Origin of the sequence: Roseibium suaedae (assembly GCF_900142725.1) — a bacterium.
Classification (GTDB): Bacteria; Pseudomonadota; Alphaproteobacteria; order Rhizobiales; family Stappiaceae; genus Roseibium; species Roseibium suaedae.
In genome coordinates, this window is sequence record NZ_FRBW01000002.1 from 332,437 (window position 1) to 352,005 (window position 19,569).

Annotated in this window: 30 protein-coding genes; all 30 read right to left on the reverse strand. The window is 59.6% G+C overall.

Annotation, left to right across the window (positions count from 1 at the left end; genetic code table 11):
- Positions 1–75: 75 nt before the first annotated feature.
- The gene (locus BUA94_RS08535) at positions 76–375 is read right to left on the reverse strand and encodes a hypothetical protein (protein WP_073011838.1); all 300 of its coding nucleotides are present in this window, start codon (positions 373–375) and stop codon (positions 76–78) included.
- On the reverse strand, positions 372–1,679 hold the full coding sequence (locus BUA94_RS08540; protein ID WP_073011840.1) for a replication-associated recombination protein A: 1,308 nt from the start codon (positions 1,677–1,679) through the stop codon (positions 372–374). The genes BUA94_RS08535 and BUA94_RS08540 overlap by 4 nt, the downstream gene beginning before the upstream one ends.
- 158 nt (positions 1,680–1,837) lie before the next feature.
- The gene (locus BUA94_RS08545; RefSeq protein WP_408011940.1) at positions 1,838–3,286 is read right to left on the reverse strand and encodes a DegQ family serine endoprotease; all 1,449 of its coding nucleotides are present in this window, start codon (positions 3,284–3,286) and stop codon (positions 1,838–1,840) included.
- Between the two features lie 160 nt (positions 3,287–3,446).
- Positions 3,447–5,585: a methyl-accepting chemotaxis protein gene (locus BUA94_RS08550; RefSeq protein WP_208980029.1), complete on the reverse strand. Its 2,139-nt coding sequence runs from the start codon at positions 5,583–5,585 to the stop codon at positions 3,447–3,449.
- Between the two features lie 252 nt (positions 5,586–5,837).
- Positions 5,838–6,263, reverse strand: coding sequence for a 50S ribosomal protein L17 (gene rplQ / locus BUA94_RS08555; RefSeq protein WP_073011845.1), 426 nt, complete (start codon positions 6,261–6,263; stop codon positions 5,838–5,840).
- Between the two features lie 75 nt (positions 6,264–6,338).
- On the reverse strand, positions 6,339–7,361 hold the full coding sequence (locus tag BUA94_RS08560; RefSeq protein WP_073011847.1) for a DNA-directed RNA polymerase subunit alpha: 1,023 nt from the start codon (positions 7,359–7,361) through the stop codon (positions 6,339–6,341).
- A gap of 86 nt (positions 7,362–7,447) precedes the next feature.
- The gene (gene rpsK, locus BUA94_RS08565; RefSeq protein WP_073011849.1) at positions 7,448–7,837 is read right to left on the reverse strand and encodes a 30S ribosomal protein S11; all 390 of its coding nucleotides are present in this window, start codon (positions 7,835–7,837) and stop codon (positions 7,448–7,450) included.
- Positions 7,838–7,904: 67 nt separating this feature from the next.
- Entirely contained in the window at positions 7,905–8,273 is a 369-nt protein-coding gene (gene rpsM / locus BUA94_RS08570) for a 30S ribosomal protein S13 (RefSeq protein WP_073013752.1), read from the reverse strand.
- Between the two features lie 175 nt (positions 8,274–8,448).
- Positions 8,449–9,045 (reverse strand): adenylate kinase, encoded by a 597-nt coding sequence (locus BUA94_RS08575; protein ID WP_073011852.1) that lies wholly within the window; start codon positions 9,043–9,045, stop codon positions 8,449–8,451.
- A complete protein-coding gene (gene secY / locus BUA94_RS08580; protein ID WP_073011855.1) occupies positions 9,042–10,373 on the reverse strand; it encodes a preprotein translocase subunit SecY in 1,332 nt (443 codons plus the stop codon). Before secY ends, BUA94_RS08575 begins: the two co-directional genes overlap by 4 nt.
- A gap of 47 nt (positions 10,374–10,420) precedes the next feature.
- Complete coding sequence (rplO, locus tag BUA94_RS08585; protein WP_073011858.1) at positions 10,421–10,891, reverse strand: 50S ribosomal protein L15; 471 nt, start codon at positions 10,889–10,891, stop codon at positions 10,421–10,423.
- Between the two features lie 20 nt (positions 10,892–10,911).
- On the reverse strand, positions 10,912–11,106 hold the full coding sequence (rpmD, locus tag BUA94_RS08590) for a 50S ribosomal protein L30 (RefSeq protein ID WP_073011860.1): 195 nt from the start codon (positions 11,104–11,106) through the stop codon (positions 10,912–10,914).
- A 41-nt stretch (positions 11,107–11,147) separates the two neighbouring features.
- A complete protein-coding gene (rpsE, locus tag BUA94_RS08595; RefSeq protein WP_073011863.1) occupies positions 11,148–11,711 on the reverse strand; it encodes a 30S ribosomal protein S5 in 564 nt (187 codons plus the stop codon).
- Positions 11,712–11,752: 41 nt separating this feature from the next.
- Entirely contained in the window at positions 11,753–12,115 is a 363-nt protein-coding gene (gene rplR, locus BUA94_RS08600) for a 50S ribosomal protein L18 (protein ID WP_073011866.1), read from the reverse strand.
- A 12-nt stretch (positions 12,116–12,127) separates the two neighbouring features.
- On the reverse strand, positions 12,128–12,661 hold the full coding sequence (gene rplF, locus BUA94_RS08605) for a 50S ribosomal protein L6 (RefSeq protein ID WP_073011870.1): 534 nt from the start codon (positions 12,659–12,661) through the stop codon (positions 12,128–12,130).
- A gap of 47 nt (positions 12,662–12,708) precedes the next feature.
- On the reverse strand, positions 12,709–13,107 hold the full coding sequence (gene rpsH / locus BUA94_RS08610) for a 30S ribosomal protein S8 (RefSeq protein ID WP_073011873.1): 399 nt from the start codon (positions 13,105–13,107) through the stop codon (positions 12,709–12,711).
- A gap of 12 nt (positions 13,108–13,119) precedes the next feature.
- Positions 13,120–13,425 (reverse strand): 30S ribosomal protein S14, encoded by a 306-nt coding sequence (gene rpsN / locus BUA94_RS08615; protein WP_073011875.1) that lies wholly within the window; start codon positions 13,423–13,425, stop codon positions 13,120–13,122.
- A gap of 31 nt (positions 13,426–13,456) precedes the next feature.
- Positions 13,457–14,014: a 50S ribosomal protein L5 gene (gene rplE, locus BUA94_RS08620; RefSeq protein ID WP_073011878.1), complete on the reverse strand. Its 558-nt coding sequence runs from the start codon at positions 14,012–14,014 to the stop codon at positions 13,457–13,459.
- A complete protein-coding gene (rplX, locus tag BUA94_RS08625; RefSeq protein ID WP_073011880.1) occupies positions 14,007–14,324 on the reverse strand; it encodes a 50S ribosomal protein L24 in 318 nt (105 codons plus the stop codon). The genes rplE and rplX overlap by 8 nt, the downstream gene beginning before the upstream one ends.
- The gene (gene rplN / locus BUA94_RS08630; RefSeq protein WP_073011883.1) at positions 14,324–14,692 is read right to left on the reverse strand and encodes a 50S ribosomal protein L14; all 369 of its coding nucleotides are present in this window, start codon (positions 14,690–14,692) and stop codon (positions 14,324–14,326) included. Before rplN ends, rplX begins: the two co-directional genes overlap by 1 nt.
- Before the next feature lie 67 nt (positions 14,693–14,759).
- Positions 14,760–14,987, reverse strand: a complete 228-nt coding sequence (gene rpsQ / locus BUA94_RS08635; protein WP_073011886.1) for a 30S ribosomal protein S17 — start codon at positions 14,985–14,987, stop codon at positions 14,760–14,762.
- Positions 14,988–14,997: 10 nt separating this feature from the next.
- Positions 14,998–15,198 carry a 50S ribosomal protein L29 gene (gene rpmC, locus BUA94_RS08640; RefSeq protein ID WP_073011889.1) on the reverse strand — a complete coding sequence of 67 codons (201 nt, stop codon included), beginning with the start codon at positions 15,196–15,198 and terminating at the stop codon, positions 14,998–15,000.
- A 22-nt stretch (positions 15,199–15,220) separates the two neighbouring features.
- A complete protein-coding gene (gene rplP / locus BUA94_RS08645) occupies positions 15,221–15,634 on the reverse strand; it encodes a 50S ribosomal protein L16 (protein WP_073011892.1) in 414 nt (137 codons plus the stop codon).
- A gap of 45 nt (positions 15,635–15,679) precedes the next feature.
- A complete protein-coding gene (gene rpsC / locus BUA94_RS08650) occupies positions 15,680–16,408 on the reverse strand; it encodes a 30S ribosomal protein S3 (RefSeq protein ID WP_073011895.1) in 729 nt (242 codons plus the stop codon).
- A complete protein-coding gene (rplV, locus tag BUA94_RS08655) occupies positions 16,408–16,788 on the reverse strand; it encodes a 50S ribosomal protein L22 (protein ID WP_073011898.1) in 381 nt (126 codons plus the stop codon). Before rplV ends, rpsC begins: the two co-directional genes overlap by 1 nt.
- 2 nt (positions 16,789–16,790) lie before the next feature.
- A complete protein-coding gene (rpsS, locus tag BUA94_RS08660; protein ID WP_073011901.1) occupies positions 16,791–17,069 on the reverse strand; it encodes a 30S ribosomal protein S19 in 279 nt (92 codons plus the stop codon).
- Positions 17,070–17,081: 12 nt separating this feature from the next.
- A complete protein-coding gene (gene rplB, locus BUA94_RS08665; RefSeq protein WP_073011904.1) occupies positions 17,082–17,915 on the reverse strand; it encodes a 50S ribosomal protein L2 in 834 nt (277 codons plus the stop codon).
- Between the two features lie 15 nt (positions 17,916–17,930).
- Positions 17,931–18,224, reverse strand: coding sequence for a 50S ribosomal protein L23 (locus BUA94_RS08670; protein ID WP_073011907.1), 294 nt, complete (start codon positions 18,222–18,224; stop codon positions 17,931–17,933).
- Positions 18,221–18,841 (reverse strand): 50S ribosomal protein L4, encoded by a 621-nt coding sequence (rplD, locus tag BUA94_RS08675; RefSeq protein ID WP_073011910.1) that lies wholly within the window; start codon positions 18,839–18,841, stop codon positions 18,221–18,223. Before rplD ends, BUA94_RS08670 begins: the two co-directional genes overlap by 4 nt.
- Positions 18,841–19,551, reverse strand: a complete 711-nt coding sequence (gene rplC / locus BUA94_RS08680; protein ID WP_073011913.1) for a 50S ribosomal protein L3 — start codon at positions 19,549–19,551, stop codon at positions 18,841–18,843. The genes rplD and rplC overlap by 1 nt, the downstream gene beginning before the upstream one ends.
- Positions 19,552–19,569: the final 18 nt, after the last annotated feature.

The window sequence follows — 19,569 nt, forward strand, 5'->3', positions numbered from 1 at the left end:
TGGAATATAGGTCGGCAATCGGAGCAAGCGAGGGCGGAGAAACTCAGCCTCAGGTCATGAAGCCGCAAGCCGTGCTCAGCGGAACGCGCCTTCCGGGCGGTAGCGGTCCATGGTCTGGTCCAGAAGATCGTTGGTGATCCGGGGATTTGCCTTCTGCAGGCACGGCAGCAGCAAGGCCTTGTTGGCCTGCTGTTGCGAACGGCTCGGATATTTGCCGGGCTCGGGACGAACCGGTTCGAAACAGGCAATGAACACCTGCTCCTCAATCCCCAGATCCGCAGCAATCTTGCCGGTTGGCCGGTTGGGATCGCGATCCGCCACTGCGGTGCCGGTCAGGCAGCACAGGACAATCACAGCCGAGGAAAGCCTTCTCATGAGTTCCGTTCCTTCCTCAGTCTCGACCAATAGTCGAGACGCTTGCGCAGATCCCGCTCGAAACCGCGCTCTGGCGGATCGTAATAGGTTTGCCGTCCCATGGCCTCCGGAAAATAGTCCTGCCCGGAAAAGCCGTCCGGCTCGTCATGGTCATAGCGGTAGCCGTCGCCATAGCCTTCCGACTTCATCAGCTTGGTCGGCGCATTGAGGATATGCTTGGGGGGCAGCAGGGAGCCATGGCTCTTGGCATCGCGCTTGGCCGCCTTGTAGGCCACATAGACCCCGTTGGATTTCGGCGCCGTCGCCAGATAGACAACCGTCTGCGCAAGCGCCAGTTCCCCTTCCGGCGAGCCGAGCATCTGATAGGCATCGCGCGAGGCATTGGCCTGAACCAGCGCGTTGGGATCGGCAAGCCCGATGTCTTCCACCGCCATGCGGATCAGCCGGCGGGCGAGATAGAGCGGATCCTCGCCGCCATCCAGCATCCGGCAGAACCAGTAGAGCGCGGCATCCGGATCAGAGCCACGCACAGACTTGTGCAGGGCGGAGATGAGATTGTAGTGCCCGTCTGCACTCTTGTCATAGATCGGGGCGCGGCGCTGGACGATCTCCTGCAGGCGCTCCGCATCAAAAACTTCCCCCTCCCCGGCCGCGCGCCAGACATCCTCTGCAAGGGTCAGGGCGGAGCGGCCATCGCCATCTGCCATGCGCACCAAGACCTGCCGTGCCTCTGCATCGAGCGGCAAGGGACGCTCTTCCATGTCCTCTGCCCGCGTCAAAAGCAGGTGCAGCGCTTCGTTGTGAAGCGAATGGAAGGTCATGACGTGGGACCGCGACAGAAGAGCGGCATTCAACTCGAAGGACGGGTTCTCGGTCGTGGCGCCAACAAGGGTGATCGTGCCGTCTTCCATCACCGGCAGGAAACTGTCCTGCTGGGCCCGGTTGAAACGATGGATCTCGTCCACGAAAAGCAAGGTCGCCCGGCCGGACAGGCGCCGTGCACGAGCGGTCTCGAACACTTTCTTCAGATCCGCGACACCTGAAAAGATCGCGGAGATCTGCTCGAACTCCAGATCCGTTTCATGGGCAAGCAGACGGGCGATGGTTGTCTTGCCGGTGCCGGGAGGCCCCCAGAAGATCAACGAGCCGAGAGTGCGCGTCTTGAGCATGCGCGCAAGCGTTCCCTGCGGGCCGAGCAGATGTTCCTGCCCCACCACATCCTGAAGCCTTTGCGGCCTCATCCTGTCTGCCAAGGGGCGCGGGCCAGACGCGGCCAGCCCCGAAGCCTGAAACAAATCGCTCATGGTGTTCTTTTAGGATGTTTCCGGCTCAGCCCAAACGGGGAAATCAGGCATTGCAGAAGATTTTGCCAGAGAAATGCAAAGGTGCCGGCGAAGCTTCCGCCCGCCGGCACGGATATTTCCGAAGCACGCCGGGATGCTTCCCGCTCGTGGACTGAGCCTTAGCCGCGCAGCACCATGCGGGAGACTTCTCCTCCGCGCTCGATGTCGAGCTGCCACAGACGCGGATGCAGACGGGTCATGGCATCGAGAGCCCGGGTGGTCTCCACCTTGTCCTCGTTGATCGCCCGGATGATGTCTCCCGGACGCAGGCCAACCCGTTCCGCCGTGCTGCCCGGCTGAATGGAGGAGATCACCACACCTTCGAACTTGTCATCAAGCCGCAGCTCATCAGCCACCGCCGGAGACAGGTTCATCACCGTCGCGCCTTCGAAGGGGGAATATTCCTTCAGCTCACGGGTGTCGCGCGGTGTGGTTTCAGGCGCCGGCTCAAGCTTCACCTTGAGCGTCTTTTCCTTGCCATCGCGAAGCACGGTGAAGGTCGCAGTCTCGCCCAGCTTCTTGGTCACGAACCGGTAGCCGAAAGAGTTGGGATCGAGCACTTCCTTGCCATCGACCGCGATCACCAGATCACTGATCTCGAGGCCTGCCGCCTCCGCAGGAGACTCCGGGTAGATCTTGGTGACGATTACGCCGCGCGGGCGGTCCAGATTAAGCGCTTCGGCAATTTCGGAATTGACAAGCTGCATGGTCGCACCCAGCCAGGGGCGCTGCACCTTGCCGCCGTTTTCCGCAGCCGAAGCGATGAACTGGACCATATGGGCCGGGATCGCAAAACCGATGCCGTTGGACCCGCCCGAGCGGCTGAAGATCGCCGTGTTCACGCCGACCAGATTGCCATTCATGTCGACCAATGCGCCGCCCGAGTTGCCCGGGTTGATGGCCGCATCGGTCTGAATGAAGAACTGATAGTCGCTGACCCCCACCTGGGTCCGCGCCAGCGCAGAGACAATGCCCTGGGTGACGGTCTGGCCGACACCGAAGGGATTTCCGATGGCCAGAACGATATCGCCAACCTGAAGGCTGTCGGAATCGGCGAACTGAACGAAATCGAACGGCCCATCGCCCTTGATCTTGAGCACGGCAAGGTCAGTGCGTTCATCCATCAGCACCACATCGGCGTCATACTCGCGCTTGTCCGCAAGCGCGACCCGCACCTCATCCGCATCCTTGATCACGTGATGGTTGGTGATGACGATGCCATCGGCCGAGATGATCACGCCGGAGCCGAGAGACGACTGAACCCGCTCCTGCGGGCGGCCGAGCTGCTGGCCCGGATCGCCAAAGAACCGGCGGAAGAACGGATCGTCAAACAAGGGAGACATGCGCCGCTGCTGCTGGACGACCTTGCGGCTGGCATAGACATTGACCACCGCAGGCGCGACGCGCTTCACAATCGGGGCAAAGGACAGTTTCACTTCCGTGGCGCTTTGCGGGACCTGGCGGCCATCTTCGCCCGCCGCCTGCGCCGGAGCCCCGAAAACGGCCGGCATCATCATCACGGCCAGAAGGGCTCCCAAAAACTTCCGCCCGGTCCGGACGGCGCTCATTCGTTGCATGCCTGCTACTCCCTCGCCGATACGATTCCCTTCAGGAAACCGGAATCGCAGTTACATGGCAGATAGGGACGAAAAATGGCAATGCCAGTCCAAAGAAAAACGGCCGCAGGGGGGACCTGCGGCCGTTGATCCGGTTGGGGGGGCGGATCCGTCAGGCGGAGCGAACCTGCCCAAGGAAGTTCTTCACTTCCGTATCGAGGTGCTTGGCCTGATCGGAAAGATCCTCGACAGAGCCAACAAACATCATCGCAGCTTCGCTGGTCTTGCCGGAAATCTCCAGCACGCTGGAAATGTCGTCGGAAACCTTGGAGGTGCCGACAGCTGCGCGCTGGGTGTTTTCCGCAATGCCGCGGGTCGCGAAGCTCTGCTCGGTCACGGCAGCGGACACTTCCGTCACCGAGTGGCTGATTTCGTTGATCGTTTCCTGAATGTCGCCGATCGCGGACACCGCTTCATCCGTTGCATGACGGATCGCATCGATCTGCTGCTGGATTTCGCCGGTGGCCTTGCCCGTCTGGGAGGCAAGTTCCTTCACTTCGGAAGCCACAACCGCGAAGCCGCGGCCTGCCTCCCCTGCACGGGCCGCCTCAATGGTGGCGTTCAGGGCGAGAAGGTTGGTCTGATCGGCAATGTCGCTGATCAGGGTCACCACTTCACCGATCCGGTTCGCAGCTTCAGCCAGAGACCGAACGGTGTCGTTGGTCGACTGGGCACGGGCTGTCGCTGTCTGGGCAACGCTCGAGGAACGCTCGATCAGGGACGAGATTTCCTGAATGGAGCTGGAGAGCTGATCGGAGGCGGTCGCGATGGACTGCACTTCGTTCATGGCGTCCGCAGAAACCTGAGCAGCACGAGTGGACGACTCACCCGATACGCTCATCATGTGACGCATCTCTTCCGCAGATCCGCGAAGACTGTTGACCGACTGGGCAACGCTGTCGACAACGCGGCCGACCGAGTCCTCGAATTCTGCGGCCAGATGACCGAGCATTTCCTGCCGCTGTTCCGCGGCGCTGCGGGCATTGCGGGCATCTTCCTCGGCGCGGCGCTCCTGCTCCTCGACAGCATTCTGCCGGATCATCAGAACCGCATGACCAATGTCGCCGATTTCGTCACCGCGCTTGGCAGCTGCAATTTCCGCAGTCGTGTTGCCGGAGGCAATGGCTTCCAGTGCCTTCACCAGAGCATTCAGCGGACGGGTGATGGACCGGGAGAAGAACAATGCGATGACAGCTGCAATCAGAACCGTAACAAGCGTGATCAGCAGCATGGAGTTGCGCATGGAGGTCACGCTCGCGAGCGTTTCTTCTGCAGAGCGCTCGGCAACGATGGCCCAGTTGGTGCCGCGGAAGGAAAGCGGCGTTGCGACCATCATGCGGTCGACACCATCAGCACCGGTGACGATGCCAGACGCTTCGGTTCCGGAAACTGCCTTGTCGACAACTTCATTGCTGACGCTCTTAACAAGCGCGGTCGGCTCGGAAGACAGGGGCTGATTGGTGATCAGGGTCTCATCGGAATTCACCAGATAGACCTGGCCGGTCTCGCCAAGACCCTCGCGGTCGTTGGTGATCCTTTCGAGATAGTCCGGCTCAATACGAACAACGATCACGCCGGCCAGTTCCTCACCAGAGAATTTGGTAATAAACGCCGGTTGAGCGACAAACATGGAAGGACGGCTGCCAGCTGCGGAATAAGGTGCGAAGCTGGTGTGAACCTGCGTGCCCTTCTCCGCTGCAAGCGCTTCCTGGAAGATCTTGCCAATGCCCTGATCCTGCAGCGGACCTTCCGTCACAAGCTCCAGGAAGTCCGGGGACTTGGTCACGCTATAGATCACACGGCCATCGGTGTTGATGGCATAGATATCCGCAAGACCGCTGTTGGCCCACGCAGAATGGAAGCTGCCATGCACGTCCGTGTGACGCCAGGCATACATGGTCTTGCTGTCCTTACCCGTCAGCTCGGCACGGGCCTTGGGATCAGAGCCATCCGGCTGGAAATAAGCAGATAGTTGGGCGCGGTCCGTCTCAAGATTCACGAGGGATGCATTCATCTCGTTGAATGCGAGCGTGGCCGCAGCACCGGAGGCGATGGACGACAGATCGCCGGACAGGCTGTCGAGGCTGGACTGCAACAGTGCCTTCCGGGAATTCCCGAGCATGGCAAGCTCATTGGAGGCCGCTTCCGACATGCCATCGCGAGCTGTCATGTAACCACCAATGCCAACTGCAATACAGGATGCGAGGGTAACCCCGACCATGAGCGCTGGCACGACAACAGACAACTTCAATACCCTGTTCCGCTTGCGCGAAACGGTATCCACCCCAACCGACATCACATTTCCCCCGATGTATCAACAACGGCTGAAGCATGAGTCCCGGTCATTAAAATATCGATAATTCCTTGGGACTTAGCGCAATCATTCCGCGTGAGACCCTGATATTTCTCGCGAGGCCCGTAAAATTCGACATATCAGATAGCGGAAATAGAAAAAGGCGGGCCAAAGGCCCGCCTTCTCAAAGCTTGAAACGGTCAAACCGTATCAGGCAGCAGCTTCAGCAGCCTGCTCGGCTTCGAAGCGTGCGCGGTCTTCAGCGCCGCGAGCGGACGGATCGCGGTCGACCAGTTCGATCACAGCCATCGGTGCACTGTCGCCGTAGCGGAAGCCAGCCTTCAGAACGCGGCTGTAGCCACCCTGACGGTCCTTGTAACGCTCGCCGAGAGTGTCGAACAGCTTCTTGACCATGGCGACGTCACGGATCTGGGCGATCGCCTGACGACGTGCATGGAGGTCGCCGCGCTTGCCAAGCGTGATGAGCTTGTCAATGATCGGCTTCATTTCTTTTGCCTTAGGCAGGGTCGTGACGATCTGCTCGTGCTTGATCAGCGACGCTGCCATGTTTGCGAACATAGCCTTGCGGTGGCTAGAGGTCCGGTTGAGCTTGCGGCCGGAAGTTCCGTGGCGCATGGCCCTCTCCTTTGTATATCGGCCGGTAAGGCTTAAGCCTCCGTCCGGTTGATCCTGAAGGGACGCGGACGTCCCTTAATACTGATGGTCTTCGTAGCGCTTGGCGAGATCTTCGATGTTCTCCGGCGGCCAGTTGGCCACTTCCATGCCCAGATGCAGACCCATCTGTGCGAGAACTTCCTTGATCTCGTTGAGCGACTTGCGGCCGAAATTCGGCGTGCGCAGCATTTCCGCTTCGGTCTTCTGAATGAGATCGCCAATATACACGATATTGTCGTTCTTCAGGCAGTTGGCCGAACGGACGGACAGCTCCAGCTCGTCGACCTTCTTGAGCAGTGCCGGGTTGAACGCCAGTTCCGGTACGGAATCTTCGGCGACTTCCCGCTGCGGCTCTTCGAAGTTGACGAAGATGGACAGCTGGTCCTGGAGGATGCGCGCAGCATAGGCAACAGCGTCATCCGGCTTCACCGAACCGTCGGTCTCGACGGTCAGCGTAAGCTTATCGTAGTCAAGAACCTGTCCTTCACGGGTGTTTTCCACCTTGTAGGACACCTTCTTGACCGGAGAGTAGAGGCTGTCGACCGGAATGAGGCCAATCGGTGCATCTTCCGGACGATTCCGGTCGGATGCGTGATAGCCCTTACCCGTGTTGACAGTGAACTCCATGCGGATTTCCGCGCCTTCATCCAGCGTGCAAAGCACCAGCTCCGGATTGAGCACTTCCACGTCGCCGACCGTCTGAATGTCGCCTGCAGTCACTACGCCCGGACCCTGCTTGCGCACAACCATGCGCTTCGGGCCTTCACCTTCCATACGGATGGCGATTTCCTTGATGTTCAGGATGATGTCGGTGACATCTTCACGAACGCCAGGAATGGACGAGAACTCGTGCAGGACACCATCGATCTGGACCGCGGTCACAGCTGCGCCCTGAAGGGACGACAGCAGGATGCGGCGCAGAGCGTTGCCGAGCGTCAGACCGTAGCCCCGTTCCAGAGGCTCGGCGATCACCGTTGCCGTGAAACGCGGGTCTTCACCCTGCTTCACTTCCAGCTTGGTCGGCTTGATGAGTTCTTGCCAGTTCTTTTGAATGGTCACGTTTACGCCCCTCGGCTATCCCGCCTGACTGAATCGCCAGACTATTCTTTGCCATTGGAGAAACAGATATCTAAGACGAGCAAGCCTTAGACGCGGCGACGCTTGCGCGGACGGCACCCGTTGTGCGGGATCGGCGTCACGTCACGGATGGACGTGATCAGGAAGCCGGCAGCCTGCAGAGCGCGCAGAGCAGATTCACGGCCCGAACCCGGACCACGAACTTCAACTTCCAGGGTGCGCATGCCGTGTTCGGCAGCCTTCTTGCCAGCATCTTCAGCAGCAACCTGAGCAGCATACGGGGTGGACTTACGGGAGCCCTTGAAACCCAGTGCGCCAGCGGAAGACCAGGAGATGGTGTTGCCCTGAGCGTCCGTAATCGTGATCATGGTGTTGTTGAACGTGGAGTTCACATGTGCCACGCCGGAAGAAATGTTCTTGCGCTCGCGGCGACGCACGCGCGTTGTGTCTTTTGCCATTTTAATTCCTTAACTTGATCTCTGCACTGCCGTAAGACCGGCAGCTCCACCACCAATCGCGGAGGTCTTACTTCTTCTTGCCAGCGATCGGCTTTGCCGGACCCTTGCGGGTACGAGCATTCGTGTGCGTCCGCTGACCGCGAACCGGCAGGCCACGGCGATGACGCAGGCCGCGGTAGCAGCCAAGGTCCATCAGACGCTTGATGTTCATTGCGGTTTCGCGACGCAGGTCACCTTCCACGAGGTAGTCGCGGTCGATGGTTTCACGAATCGAAAGCACTTCTGCGTCCGACAGTTCGTTGACGCGGCGTTCCGGCGCAATATTCACCTTTTCGATGATTTCTTGCGCGAACTTCGGGCCAATGCCGTGAATGTACTGAAGCGCGATGACTACGCGCTTTGCGGTCGGGATGTTAACGCCAGCAATACGTGCCACGTTGGTCTCCATTGTCAGCGGCCTTTTGGCCGCACGGTTTAAATTACCCGCGTCCGGTGGAGCCCGGCCCATGCGGGAGCTAAGTGCGAGCTATGCCCAGCACAGAATGTGCCGGACCCATGAATTATGGGACCGGCACATAATCCTTTGGATTAGAGCGCGTCCTTTAACGGCTCTAAACCTTTTCGTCAAGCTTAGAAAGAACAGCGCCCAGATCGGCGGTCACTGCATCAATCGGCTGCATGCCATCAATTACGGTAAGAAGACCATTCTTCTCGTAGTAAGGGATGACCACCGCAGTATCGCGGTTATAGGCTTCAAGGCGCTGCTTGAAGACTTCCGGATCATCATCCTTGCGAACCGGCTGACCTGCGGCCTTTGCCTCTTCTGCACGGTTGATGATGCGGTTGACGAGCTTGGACTGATCAACGCGAAGTTCAATCACGGCATCCAGCTTGACACCGTTCTCCGACAGCATCTGGGCCAGGCTGTCTGCCTGGGCCAGAGTCCGCGGGAAGCCGTCCAGAATGAAACCCTTCTGGGCGTCCGCTTCCGCAATCCGGTCCCGGATGATGCCAACGACGATCTCGTCGGAAACGAGCCCGCCTGCATCCATCACGGCCTTGGCCTGAAGACCGACCGGAGTTTCAGCTGCCACGGCGGCGCGCAACATGTCACCCGTGGAAAGCTGCGGAATGCCGTATTTCGCGACAAGCCGAGCTGCCTGAGTGCCCTTCCCCGCGCCCGGCGGTCCGACCAGAATCAGTCTCATCTACGCTTCCCCCTCAGTTTTGCCTTCTTGACCAGACCTTCATACTGATGCGCCAGCAAGTGCCCCTGGATCTGGGAAACCGTATCCATGGTGACGCTGACAACGATCAGCAGTGACGTTCCACCGAAATAGAACGGAACGCCAGTCGCCGAAATAAGGAATTCGGGTAATAGGCAAACAAGAGTGATGTAGATCGCGCCGACGACAGTGATGCGAGTCAGCACATAGTCGATGTACTGAGCCGTACGCTCACCCGGACGGATGCCCGGAATGAAGCCACCGTGCTTCTTCAGATTGTCGGCTGTTTCTGTCGGGTTGAAGACGATCGCCGTATAGAAGAAGCAGAAGAACACGATCATCGCGGCATAGGCCACCATGTACAGCGGCTGGCCATGGCCGAGCAGCGCGGTAATGGTCGTGACCCACTCATTGCCAGCAGTGCCAGCAAAACCAGAAATGGTCGCCGGAACCAGCAGCAGAGACGATGCGAAAATCGGGGGAATCACGCCAGCCGTGTTGAGCTTCAGCGGCAGGAACGAGGAATTGCCCTCGAACATCCGGTTGCCCATCTGACGCTTCGGATACTGAATCAGCAGCCGGCGCTGTGCGCGTTCCATGAACACGATCACGCCGATGACGACGACCGCCAGAACCACGACAAGCAGAATGATCCAGCCGGCCAGGGCGCCCTGGCGGCCCAGCTCGAGCGTGGACACGACTGCGGTCGGAAGACCGGCGACGATACCAGCGAAGATGATCAGCGAAATGCCGTTGCCAATGCCGCGCGAAGTGATCTGCTCACCCAGCCACATCATGAACATCGTGCCGCCGAGCAGCGTGATGACCGTGGAAATGCGGAAGAACCAGCCCGGATCGGTCACGACATTGGTCGCACCTTCAAGACCGACGGCAATGCCATAGGCCTGGAATGTGGCCAGGATGACCGTGCCATAGCGGGTGTACTGGTTGATGACCTTGCGGCCGCGCTCGCCATCCTTCTTCAGCGACTCAAGCGACGGAACAACCGTCGTCATGAGCTGCATGATGATGGACGCCGAAATATACGGCATGATGCCGAGGGCGAAGATCGCCATGCGCTGGACGGCACCGCCGGCAAACATGTTGAACATGCCGAGAATGCCGGACTGGGCACTGTTGAAAGCCTGGGCAAACGCTTCCGGGTTGATACCCGGCAGCGGGATGTAAGTCCCAAGACGATAAACCAAAAGCGCCCCCAGTGTGAACCAGATGCGCTTCTTGAGTTCTTCAGCTTTGGCGAAAGCCGAGAAATTGAGATTTGACGCCAATTGTTCGGCGGCGGAAGCCATGCCCTACTCCGGTCGTTTCTTTACCGACAAATGGGAAAAGCCCAGGCCTATTCGGCCTGAGCTCCCAGAACGACAACCTTGCCGCCAGCCTTTTCAACCGCATCAATGGCAGCCTTGGAGGCGCCTGCGACTTCAAAGGAGACTGCGCCCTTCAGGGCACCATCGGCGAGGAGACGGACACCATCGCGGATCCGCTTGACAATGCCGGCAGCCTTGAGGGCTTCGACAGTGACCGGTGCGGATGCATCGAGCTTGCCTGCGTCGATACCTTCCTGAACACGTGCCAGGGATACAATGTTGTAATCCTTGGCGAAGATGTTCGTGAAACCACGCTTCGGCAGACGGCGGTGAAGCGGCATCTGACCGCCTTCAAAGCCCTTGATGGCAACGCCGGAACGGGACTTCTGACCCTTCACGCCGCGACCACCGGTCTTGCCCTTGCCGGAACCGATACCGCGAGCAACGCGGGTGCGGCTCTTTACGGCACCTTCGTTGTCACGAAGTTCGTTGAGCTTCATCTTGTTTCTCCCGATCCCGCTTATGCGCCTTCGACGACGCGGACGAGATGCTGGACCTTATTGATCATGCCGCGCACTTCAGGAGTATCCTTCAGCGTGGAGCGGCGGTGCATCTTGTTCAGACCCAGACCGATAAGCGTAGCGCGCTGGTCCTGCGGACGGCGCGACGGGCTACCGATCTGTTCGACCGTTACGGTCTTTTCAGTGTTCGCCATGGAACTAACCCTCGTTCAACTGGTAGCCGGAGCTGCCGAGATCAAGCCTCGGCAGCGGCCGGAACCGCATCTTCGTTATCACGACGGCGCGACTGCAGGACCGAGACCTTGAGGCCACGGCGTGCTGCGACCGAGCGCGGGCTGTCTTCCTTGATCAGTGCATCAAACGTTGCACGGACCATGTTGTACGGGTTCGAAGACCCGAGAGACTTGGCCACAACGTCCTGAACCCCAAGGGTTTCGAACACAGCGCGCATCGGGCCGCCGGCGATGATACCGGTACCTGCCGGAGCTGCGCGAAGGATCACCTTGCCAGCGCCGTGACGGCCTTCAACATCGTGATGCAGGGTCCGGCCTTCGCGAAGCGGCACGCGAACCATGGTGCGCTTTGCTGCTTCCGTTGCCTTGCGGATTGCCTCGGGAACTTCACGTGCCTTGCCGTGGCCGAAGCCTACGCGGCCCTTCTGATCACCAACCACGACGAGCGCGGCGAAGCCGAAACGACGGCCACCCTTGACCACCTTTGCGACGCGGTTGATGTGCACGAGCTTGTCGACGAATTCGCTGTCACGCTCTTCGCGTTCGCGATTATCCTGTCTCGCCATTTTATACGTCTTCCGTTCTTAAGAGCGCCAACGGGCGCTGGTCAGAATTCAAGTCCACCTTCGCGGGCCGCATCAGCGAGCGCCTTAACGCGCCCATGATACTGGTACCCGCCACGGTCGAACACGACCTCCTTGACGCCTGCGGCCAGCGCACGCTCGGCGACAAGTTTGCCGACAGCAGCAGCTGCTGCAGTGTCGGCGCCCGTCTTCAGGGAGCCCTTCAGATCCGTCTCGATCGTAGAGGCGGAGACAATGGTGTGTCCCTTACCGTCGTCGATGATCTGAGCGTAGATCTGCTTCGACGAGCGGAAGATGGAAAGGCGCGGACGTCCGTTCGCGGCCTTCTTGATCGAACGGCGCACGCGATCGCGGCGGCGTTCGAAAGCAGTAGTGCTATTCGCCATGATCCAGGTCCGTTACTTCTTCTTGCCTTCCTTACGGACGATAAATTCGCCCGCATAACGTACGCCCTTGCCCTTATAGGGTTCCGGCGAGCGGAATTCGCGGATCTCCGCCGCGATCTGACCGATAACCTGCTTATCGATGCCGGAGATCAGGATCTCCGTCGGCTTCGGGCACTTGATTTCAATGCCTGCAGGGATCGGATAGAGCACATCGTGGGAAAAGCCGAGCGCAAGCTGAAGATTGCTGCCCTGAACCTGTGCACGATAACCCACACCGGTGATCTCCAGCTTCCGTTCGAAGCCGGCGCTCACGCCAGTGACCAGGTTCTGCACCATCGTACGGCTCATGCCCCACATGGAGCGAGCCGTCTTGCTATTGCCGCGCGGATCGATCTTGATTCCGCTCTCTGTCACTTCGGCCTGAACGTTGTCGTTGAGCACGAGGGAGAGTTCACCCTTCGGGCCCTTAACCGAAACGTTCTGACCGTTGATCGTTGCCGTTACCCCGCTAGGCACGGGGACTGGCTTTTTGCCAATACGAGACATCTGACCAACCTTAGTCGTTCATTAAAAAAAGTGTGGAAAAGGCCGCGTCAGAAGACGCGGCACAGAACCTCACCGCCAACATTCTCTTCCCGCGCCTGATGGTCGCTCATGACGCCGCGCGGGGTCGAAAGAATCGCCACGCCCAGGCCATTAGAGACATGCGGGATATTTTTCACCGACGAGTACACGCGGCGGCCCGGCTTAGATACCCGCTCAATCGTGCGGATAACCGGTTCACCGTCGAAATACTTCAGTTCGATTTCCAACTCGGACTTACCGCCCTCGTATTCAACCGTGGTGTAGCCACGGATGTACCCTTCCTTGGCGAGCACATCAAGTACATGTGCGCGCAATTTGGAATGTGGTGAACTGACCTTGCCCTTGCGCCGCATCTGAGCGTTGCGGATACGGGTCAGCAGATCCCCCAACGGATCGGAAATTGCCATGGGAGTTTCTCCTTACCAGCTCGACTTGACCAGGCCCGGGATCTTACCCAGGGAGCCCAGCTCGCGAAGCGCAATACGCGACATCTTCAGCTTGCGGTAATAAGCGCGCGGACGGCCGGTCACTTCACAGCGGTTCCGGATCCGGTTCGGCGCGGAGTTCCGCGGCAGCTCGGCCAGCTTCAGACGTGCATTGAACCGCTCTTCAAGGCTCAGGCTTTCATCCTTAGCCATAGCCTTGAGGGCAGCGCGCTTCTCTGCGTACTTCTTAACAAGCTTCTCGCGACGCTTGTTCTTCTCGATCGCGCTCTTCTTCGCCATCGTCGTTCCTCGTTCCTTTCCCGGTTACCAGTTACTTGGTGAACGGGAAGTTGAACGCGCGGAGCAGTTCGCGCGCCTCATCATCGGTCTTGGCCGTGGTGCAGACGATCACGTCCATACCCCAGATCTGGTCGACCTTGTCGTATTCGATTTCCGGGAACACGATATGCTCCTTGATGCCCATGGCGTAGTTGCCACGGCCGTCGAAGCTCTTCGGGTTCAGACCGCGGAAGTCACGGACACGCGGCAGCGCGATGGTGATCAGGCGATCCAGGAATTCAAACATCTGCTGGCGGCGCAGGGTAACCTTCGCACCCAGCGGCATGCCTTCACGTACCTTGAAGGTCGCGATGGACTTCTTGGCCTTGGTGATGACCGGCTTCTGGCCGGCGATCAGGGCAAGGTCTTCAGCCGCAATGCGGGCCTTCTTGGAGTCGGCAACGGCTTCACCGGCACCGATGTTCAGGACGATCTTTTCCAGAGCCGGAATCTGCATAGGATTCGCGTACTGGAACTTCTCCTGAAGCTGCTTGCGCACGACTTCATCGTAATGCGTCTTCAGACGCGGCACATTGTTGGTCTCAGCCATCGATCAGGTCTCCCGAACGCTTGGCCACACGGACCTTCGTACCGTCTTCCTTGACCTGGAAGCCAACGCGCGTTGCCTTGCCATCCTTAGGATCGGCAATCGCGATGTTGGAAACGTGGATCGGAGCTTCCTTGGAAACGATCCCTGCTTCCTGGGTCTGGGTCTGCTTCTGGTGGCGGCGAACAACGTTCACACCGCGAACCAGGGCCTTGTTTTCGGCCGGCAGAACCTGAAGCACTTCACCGGTCTTGCCCTTGTCACGGCCGGTGAGAACGACAACCGTGTCGCCCTTTTTAATTTTCGCAGCCATCAGAGCACCTCCGGCGCGAGCGAAATGATCTTCATGTGGTTCTTTGCACGGAGTTCGCGCGGCACTGGCCCGAAGATACGGGTGCCGATCGGCTCCTTGTTGTTGTTGATCAGAACGGCCGCATTGCGGTCGAACCGGATCACGCTGCCATCGGGACGGCGGATATCCTTCGCCGTGCGCACGACGACAGCCTTCATCACGTCGCCCTTCTTAACACGGCCCCGCGGAATAGCTTCCTTGATGCTGACGACGATGATGTCGCCAACGGAAGCGTACTTACGCTTGGAGCCGCCGAGCACTTTGATGCACATGACACGACGGGCGCCGGAATTATCCGCCACATCGAGGTTTGTTTGCATCTGAATCATGACTGGCTGCCTTATTCTATTTCTGGCGCACCTGCCACGGGCGCCTGATGCTCAACAAGGAACGTGGTCAGGCGACCACGGTCCAGCGTTTATTCTTCGAAATCGGCGCGCACTCTTCGATCTGAACAGTGTCGCCAACCTGGTACTTGTTAGCTTCGTCATGCGCGCGGTACTTTTTCGACCGGCGCACCGTCTTCTTGAGCAGCGGATGGGTGAAACGACGTTCCACCTTCACCGTGACCGTCTTGTCGTTAGCGTTGCTGACGACGACGCCCTGAAGCACGCGTTTAGGCATTCATGCCTCCTTATGCGCTGGTCGCCACGCGCTTTTCGCGCATGATCGTCTGGATACGGGCGATGTCGCGGCGGATCTGCCGGACGCGCCCAGTGTTTTCGAGCTGGCTCGTTGCCTTCTGAAAGCGCAGGTTGAACTGTTCTTTCTTGAGGCCTTCGAGCTCCGTGCGGAGCTCGTCGAGGGTCTTTGCCCGTACGTCGGTAGCCTTCATGGCTTATCTCTCCTCGACTGCCTTATTCGGCGATCCGCTGGACGAACCGGCACTTGATCGGCAGCTTGGCAGCTGCAAGACGCATTGCCTCACGGGCAATATCTTCCGGCACGCCGTCGATTTCAAACATGATCCGGCCCGGCGCCACGCGGCAGGCCCAGTAATCCGGAGCACCCTTACCTTTACCCATTCGGACTTCGGCCGGCTTCGAGGAAACCGGGAGGTCCGGGAAGATACGGATCCAGACACGACCAGCACGCTTCATGTGGCGGGTCATGGCACGACGGGCAGCTTCGATCTGACGAGCGGTGATACGCTCCGGCTCAACAGCCTTCAGACCATAGGCGCCGAAGTTGAGGTCTGTGCCCCCCTTCGACAAGCCGTGAATGCGGCCCTTGTGCTGCTTGCGGAACTTAGTTCGCTTCGGTTGCAGCATCGTCTTCTTTCGTCCTTCGTTTTACGCGAGCAGCAGGCAGCCTAATCAGGCTGCGCGCTCACGGCCCCGATCCCGGCGTCCACCGCGATCACCCTGGTTGCTGTCCGAGCCAGACGTCGCACGGCGTTCAGACGCCATCGGGTCGTGCTCGAGGATTTCACCCTTGAAGATCCAAACCTTCACGCCGCAAACACCGTAAGCGGTGTGAGCGGAAGCGACACCGTAGTCGATGTCAGCACGCAGGGTGTGCAGCGGCACGCGGCCTTCACGGTACCACTCGACGCGGGCGATTTCCGCACCGCCGAGACGGCCACCGCAGTTGATCCGGATGCCCTGGGCGCCGAGACGCATTGCCGACTGAACGGCACGCTTCATGGCGCGGCGGAAGGCAACACGGCGTTCCAGCTGCTGTGCGATCGAAGCGGCAACGAGGGTCGCGTCGATTTCCGGCTTGCGCACTTCAACGATGTTGATGTGCACGTCGGCATTGGTGATTTCACCGATCTTCTTGCGAAGCTTCTCGATGTCTGCACCCTTCTTGCCGATCACCACACCCGGACGGCCGGAGTGGATGGTGACGCGGCACTTCTTGTGCGGACGCTCGATGACGACCTTGGCAACGGCTGCCTGCTTCAGTTCTTCAAGCAGGTATTCGCGGATGCGGAAGTCTTCATGAAGAAGAGTGCCGTATTCACCCTTGTTGGCGTACCAACGCGAATCCCAGGTGCGGTTGATCCCGAGGCGCATGCCGATCGGGTTGACTTTGTGTCCCATCAGGCACTCTCCTCGACTTCACGCACGACGATGGTCAGGTTCGAGAACGGCTTCTCGATCCGGCCCACACGGCCACGTGCACGGGCATGGAACCGCTTGATGACAAAAGCCTTGCCAACATGCGCCTCGGCAACCACCAGGTTGTCGATGTCCAGGTCGTGGTTGTTTTCCGCGTTGGCGATCGCGGACATCAAGGTCTTCTTGACGTCCCCGGCGATACGCTTGCGGGAGAAAGTCAGATCCGCCAGTGCGGTCCCGACCTTCTTGCCGCGGATAGCAGCCGCAACGAGATTCAGCTTGCGCGGCGATACGCGCAGCATGCGGGTCATTGCCCGGGCCTCGTTGTCAGCGAGCGTCCGCTCACGCTTCGGCTTGCCCATCGTTACTTCCTCTTCGCCTTCTTGTCGGCGCCATGTCCGTAATAGGTCCGGGTCGGGGAAAATTCACCCAACTTGTGACCAATCATTTCTTCAGACACCAGCACCGGAACGTGCTTCTGACCGTTGTAGACGCCAAAGGTAATACCGACGAACTGCGGCAGAATGGTCGAGCGGCGGCTCCAGGTCTTGATGACCTCGTTGCGGCCGGATTCACGAACCTTGTCCGCTTTCTTCAGCAGATACCCGTCAACAAACGGACCTTTCCAGATCGAACGTGTCACGATCCTTGTCCCTTACTTCTTGCGTGCGTGACGGCTACGAACAATGAACTTGTCCGTCTGCTTGTTCCGCCGCGTGCGCTTGCCCTTGGTCGGCTTACCCCAAGGGGTAACCGGATGACGACCACCGGAGGTCCGGCCTTCACCACCACCGTGCGGGTGGTCGACCGGGTTCATGGCAACACCGCGAACATGCGGGGTGCGGCCCAGCCACCGGGAACGGCCAGCCTTACCGAGGTTTACGTTGCCGTGGTCCGGGTTGGACACTGCGCCGATGGAGGCCATGCAGGTCCCCAGAACGCGGCGCTGTTCACCGGACATGAGACGCAGGATCGTGTAGCCCTGGTCGCGGCCGACAACCTGAACGAAAGCACCAGCGGAACGTGCGACCTGCGCACCCTTGCCCGGCTTCAGTTCAATGTTGTGAACGATCGTACCCACCGGAATGGATGCGAGCGGCATTGCGTTGCCCGGCTTCACGTCGACGGCCTGACCTGCGACGACCTTGTCGCCAACTGCCAGACGCTGCGGCGCCAGGATGTAGCTCAGCTCACCATCTTCGTAGCGGATCAGAGCGATGAATGCGGTCCGGTTCGGATCGTATTCGAGGCGCTCGACGGTCGCCGGGATGTCGAACTTGCGACGCTTGAAGTCAACAAGACGGTAGGACCGCTTGTGACCGCCACCGCGGTTCGGAGCCGTCAGGCGGCCGTGGTTGTTACGACCACCGCTCTTGGACAGGCCTTCGGTCAGGGTCTTGACCGGCTTGCCCTTCCAGAGATCGGAACGATCGACCTGGACGAGCTGGCGCTGGCCAGGAGACGTCGGGTTGAAAGTCTTGAGTGCCATTTACCTGTCCCCGTCTTAGAGCCCGGTCGCCACGTCGATAGCGTGACCTTCCGCGAGCGTGATGACGGCCTTCTTGTAGTCGGACTGGCGGCCGATCCGGCCCTTGAACCGCTTGACCTTGCCCTTGCGGACCAAGGTGTTCACAGCCGTGACCTTTACACCGAACAGCGCCTCGACAGCAGCCTTGATTTCCGGCTTGGTGGCGGTATTCGCCACCTTGAAGACAACCTTGTTCTCTTCGGAAGCCATGGTCGCCTTCTCGGTGATCACCGGGCCGACGATCTTGTCGTAGTGAGGAAGATTGCTCATTTGAAGCGCTCCTCAAGTGCGGCCACGGCAGCCTTGGTCAGGACCAGGGTGTGAGCCCGCATGATGTCGTAGACGTTGATGCCCTGTACCGGCAGCACATCCACCATCGGGATGTTGCGTGCAGCCAGTGCAAAGTTCCGGTCCAGTTCCGCGCCATCGATGATCAGCGCGCTGGTGAAACCCAGCTTTGCGAACTGATCCTTGAGGGCCTTGGTCTTGGCTTCGGCAGCCTTGGCATCTTCGACGACGACGATGCTGTCAGCCTTTGCCTTTGCAGACAGGACGTGCTTCAGGCCGAGGGCGCGAACCTTCTTCGGCAGGTCATGGGCATGATCGCGAACGACCGGGCCGAATGCCTTACCACCACCGCGGAACTGCGGGGCCTTCTTGTTGCCGTGACGGGCGCCGCCGGAGCCTTTCTGGCGGACGAACTTCTTCGTCGTGCCAGAAACTTCCGAACGCCCGAGGGCCTTGTGGGTGCCAGCCTGGCGCTTGGCAAGCTGCCAACGCACCACGCGGTGGATCAGATCGGTGCGCGGATCGAGACCGAAGATCTCGTCAGACACCGTGATCGAACCGGCCGCCCCGCCTTCGAGGGTCTTGACCTGGAGTTCCATCACTCGCTCTCCTTCCCGGCGGCAACAGCAGCTTCCGGAGCGCGGTAAGCACCCGGGACCGGAACACCTTCCGGCAGCGCCTTCTTGATCGCGTCGCGGACCAGGATCCAGCCGCCCTTGGCGCCCGGAACAGACCCTTCGACCATGATCAGGCCGCGTTCAACATCGGTCCGCACAACCTTGAGGTTCTGCGTGGTCACGCGGACGTCGCCCATGTGACCGGCCATCTTCTTGCCCTTGAACACCTTGCCCGGATCCTGGCACTGACCGGTCGAACCGTGCGAACGGTGCGAGACGGAGTTACCATGGGAGGCGCGGCCACCACCGAAGTTGTGGCGCTTCATGACGCCGGCAAAACCCTTACCGATGGAGGTACCGGTGACGTCGACGAACTGACCTTCGACATAGTGGTCAGCGGTGAGTTCCGCGCCAACGTCAATCAGGTTGTCGGACGAAACCCGGAACTCGACGAGAGTCCGCTTCGGTTCGACCTTGGCAACGGCGAAATGACCGCGCATTGCCTTCGGCGTGTTCTTAACCTTGGCCAGACCTGCACCGAGCTGCAGTGCAGTGTAGCCATTCTTTTCGTCAGTCCGGTGGGCAACCACCTGGCAATTTTCCAGTCGCAGGACAGTGACCGGAACATGCTCGCCCGCATCGTTATAGATACGAGTCATGCCCACTTTCTGAGCGATCACTCCAGAACGCATAGACGTGTCCCCTTCGAT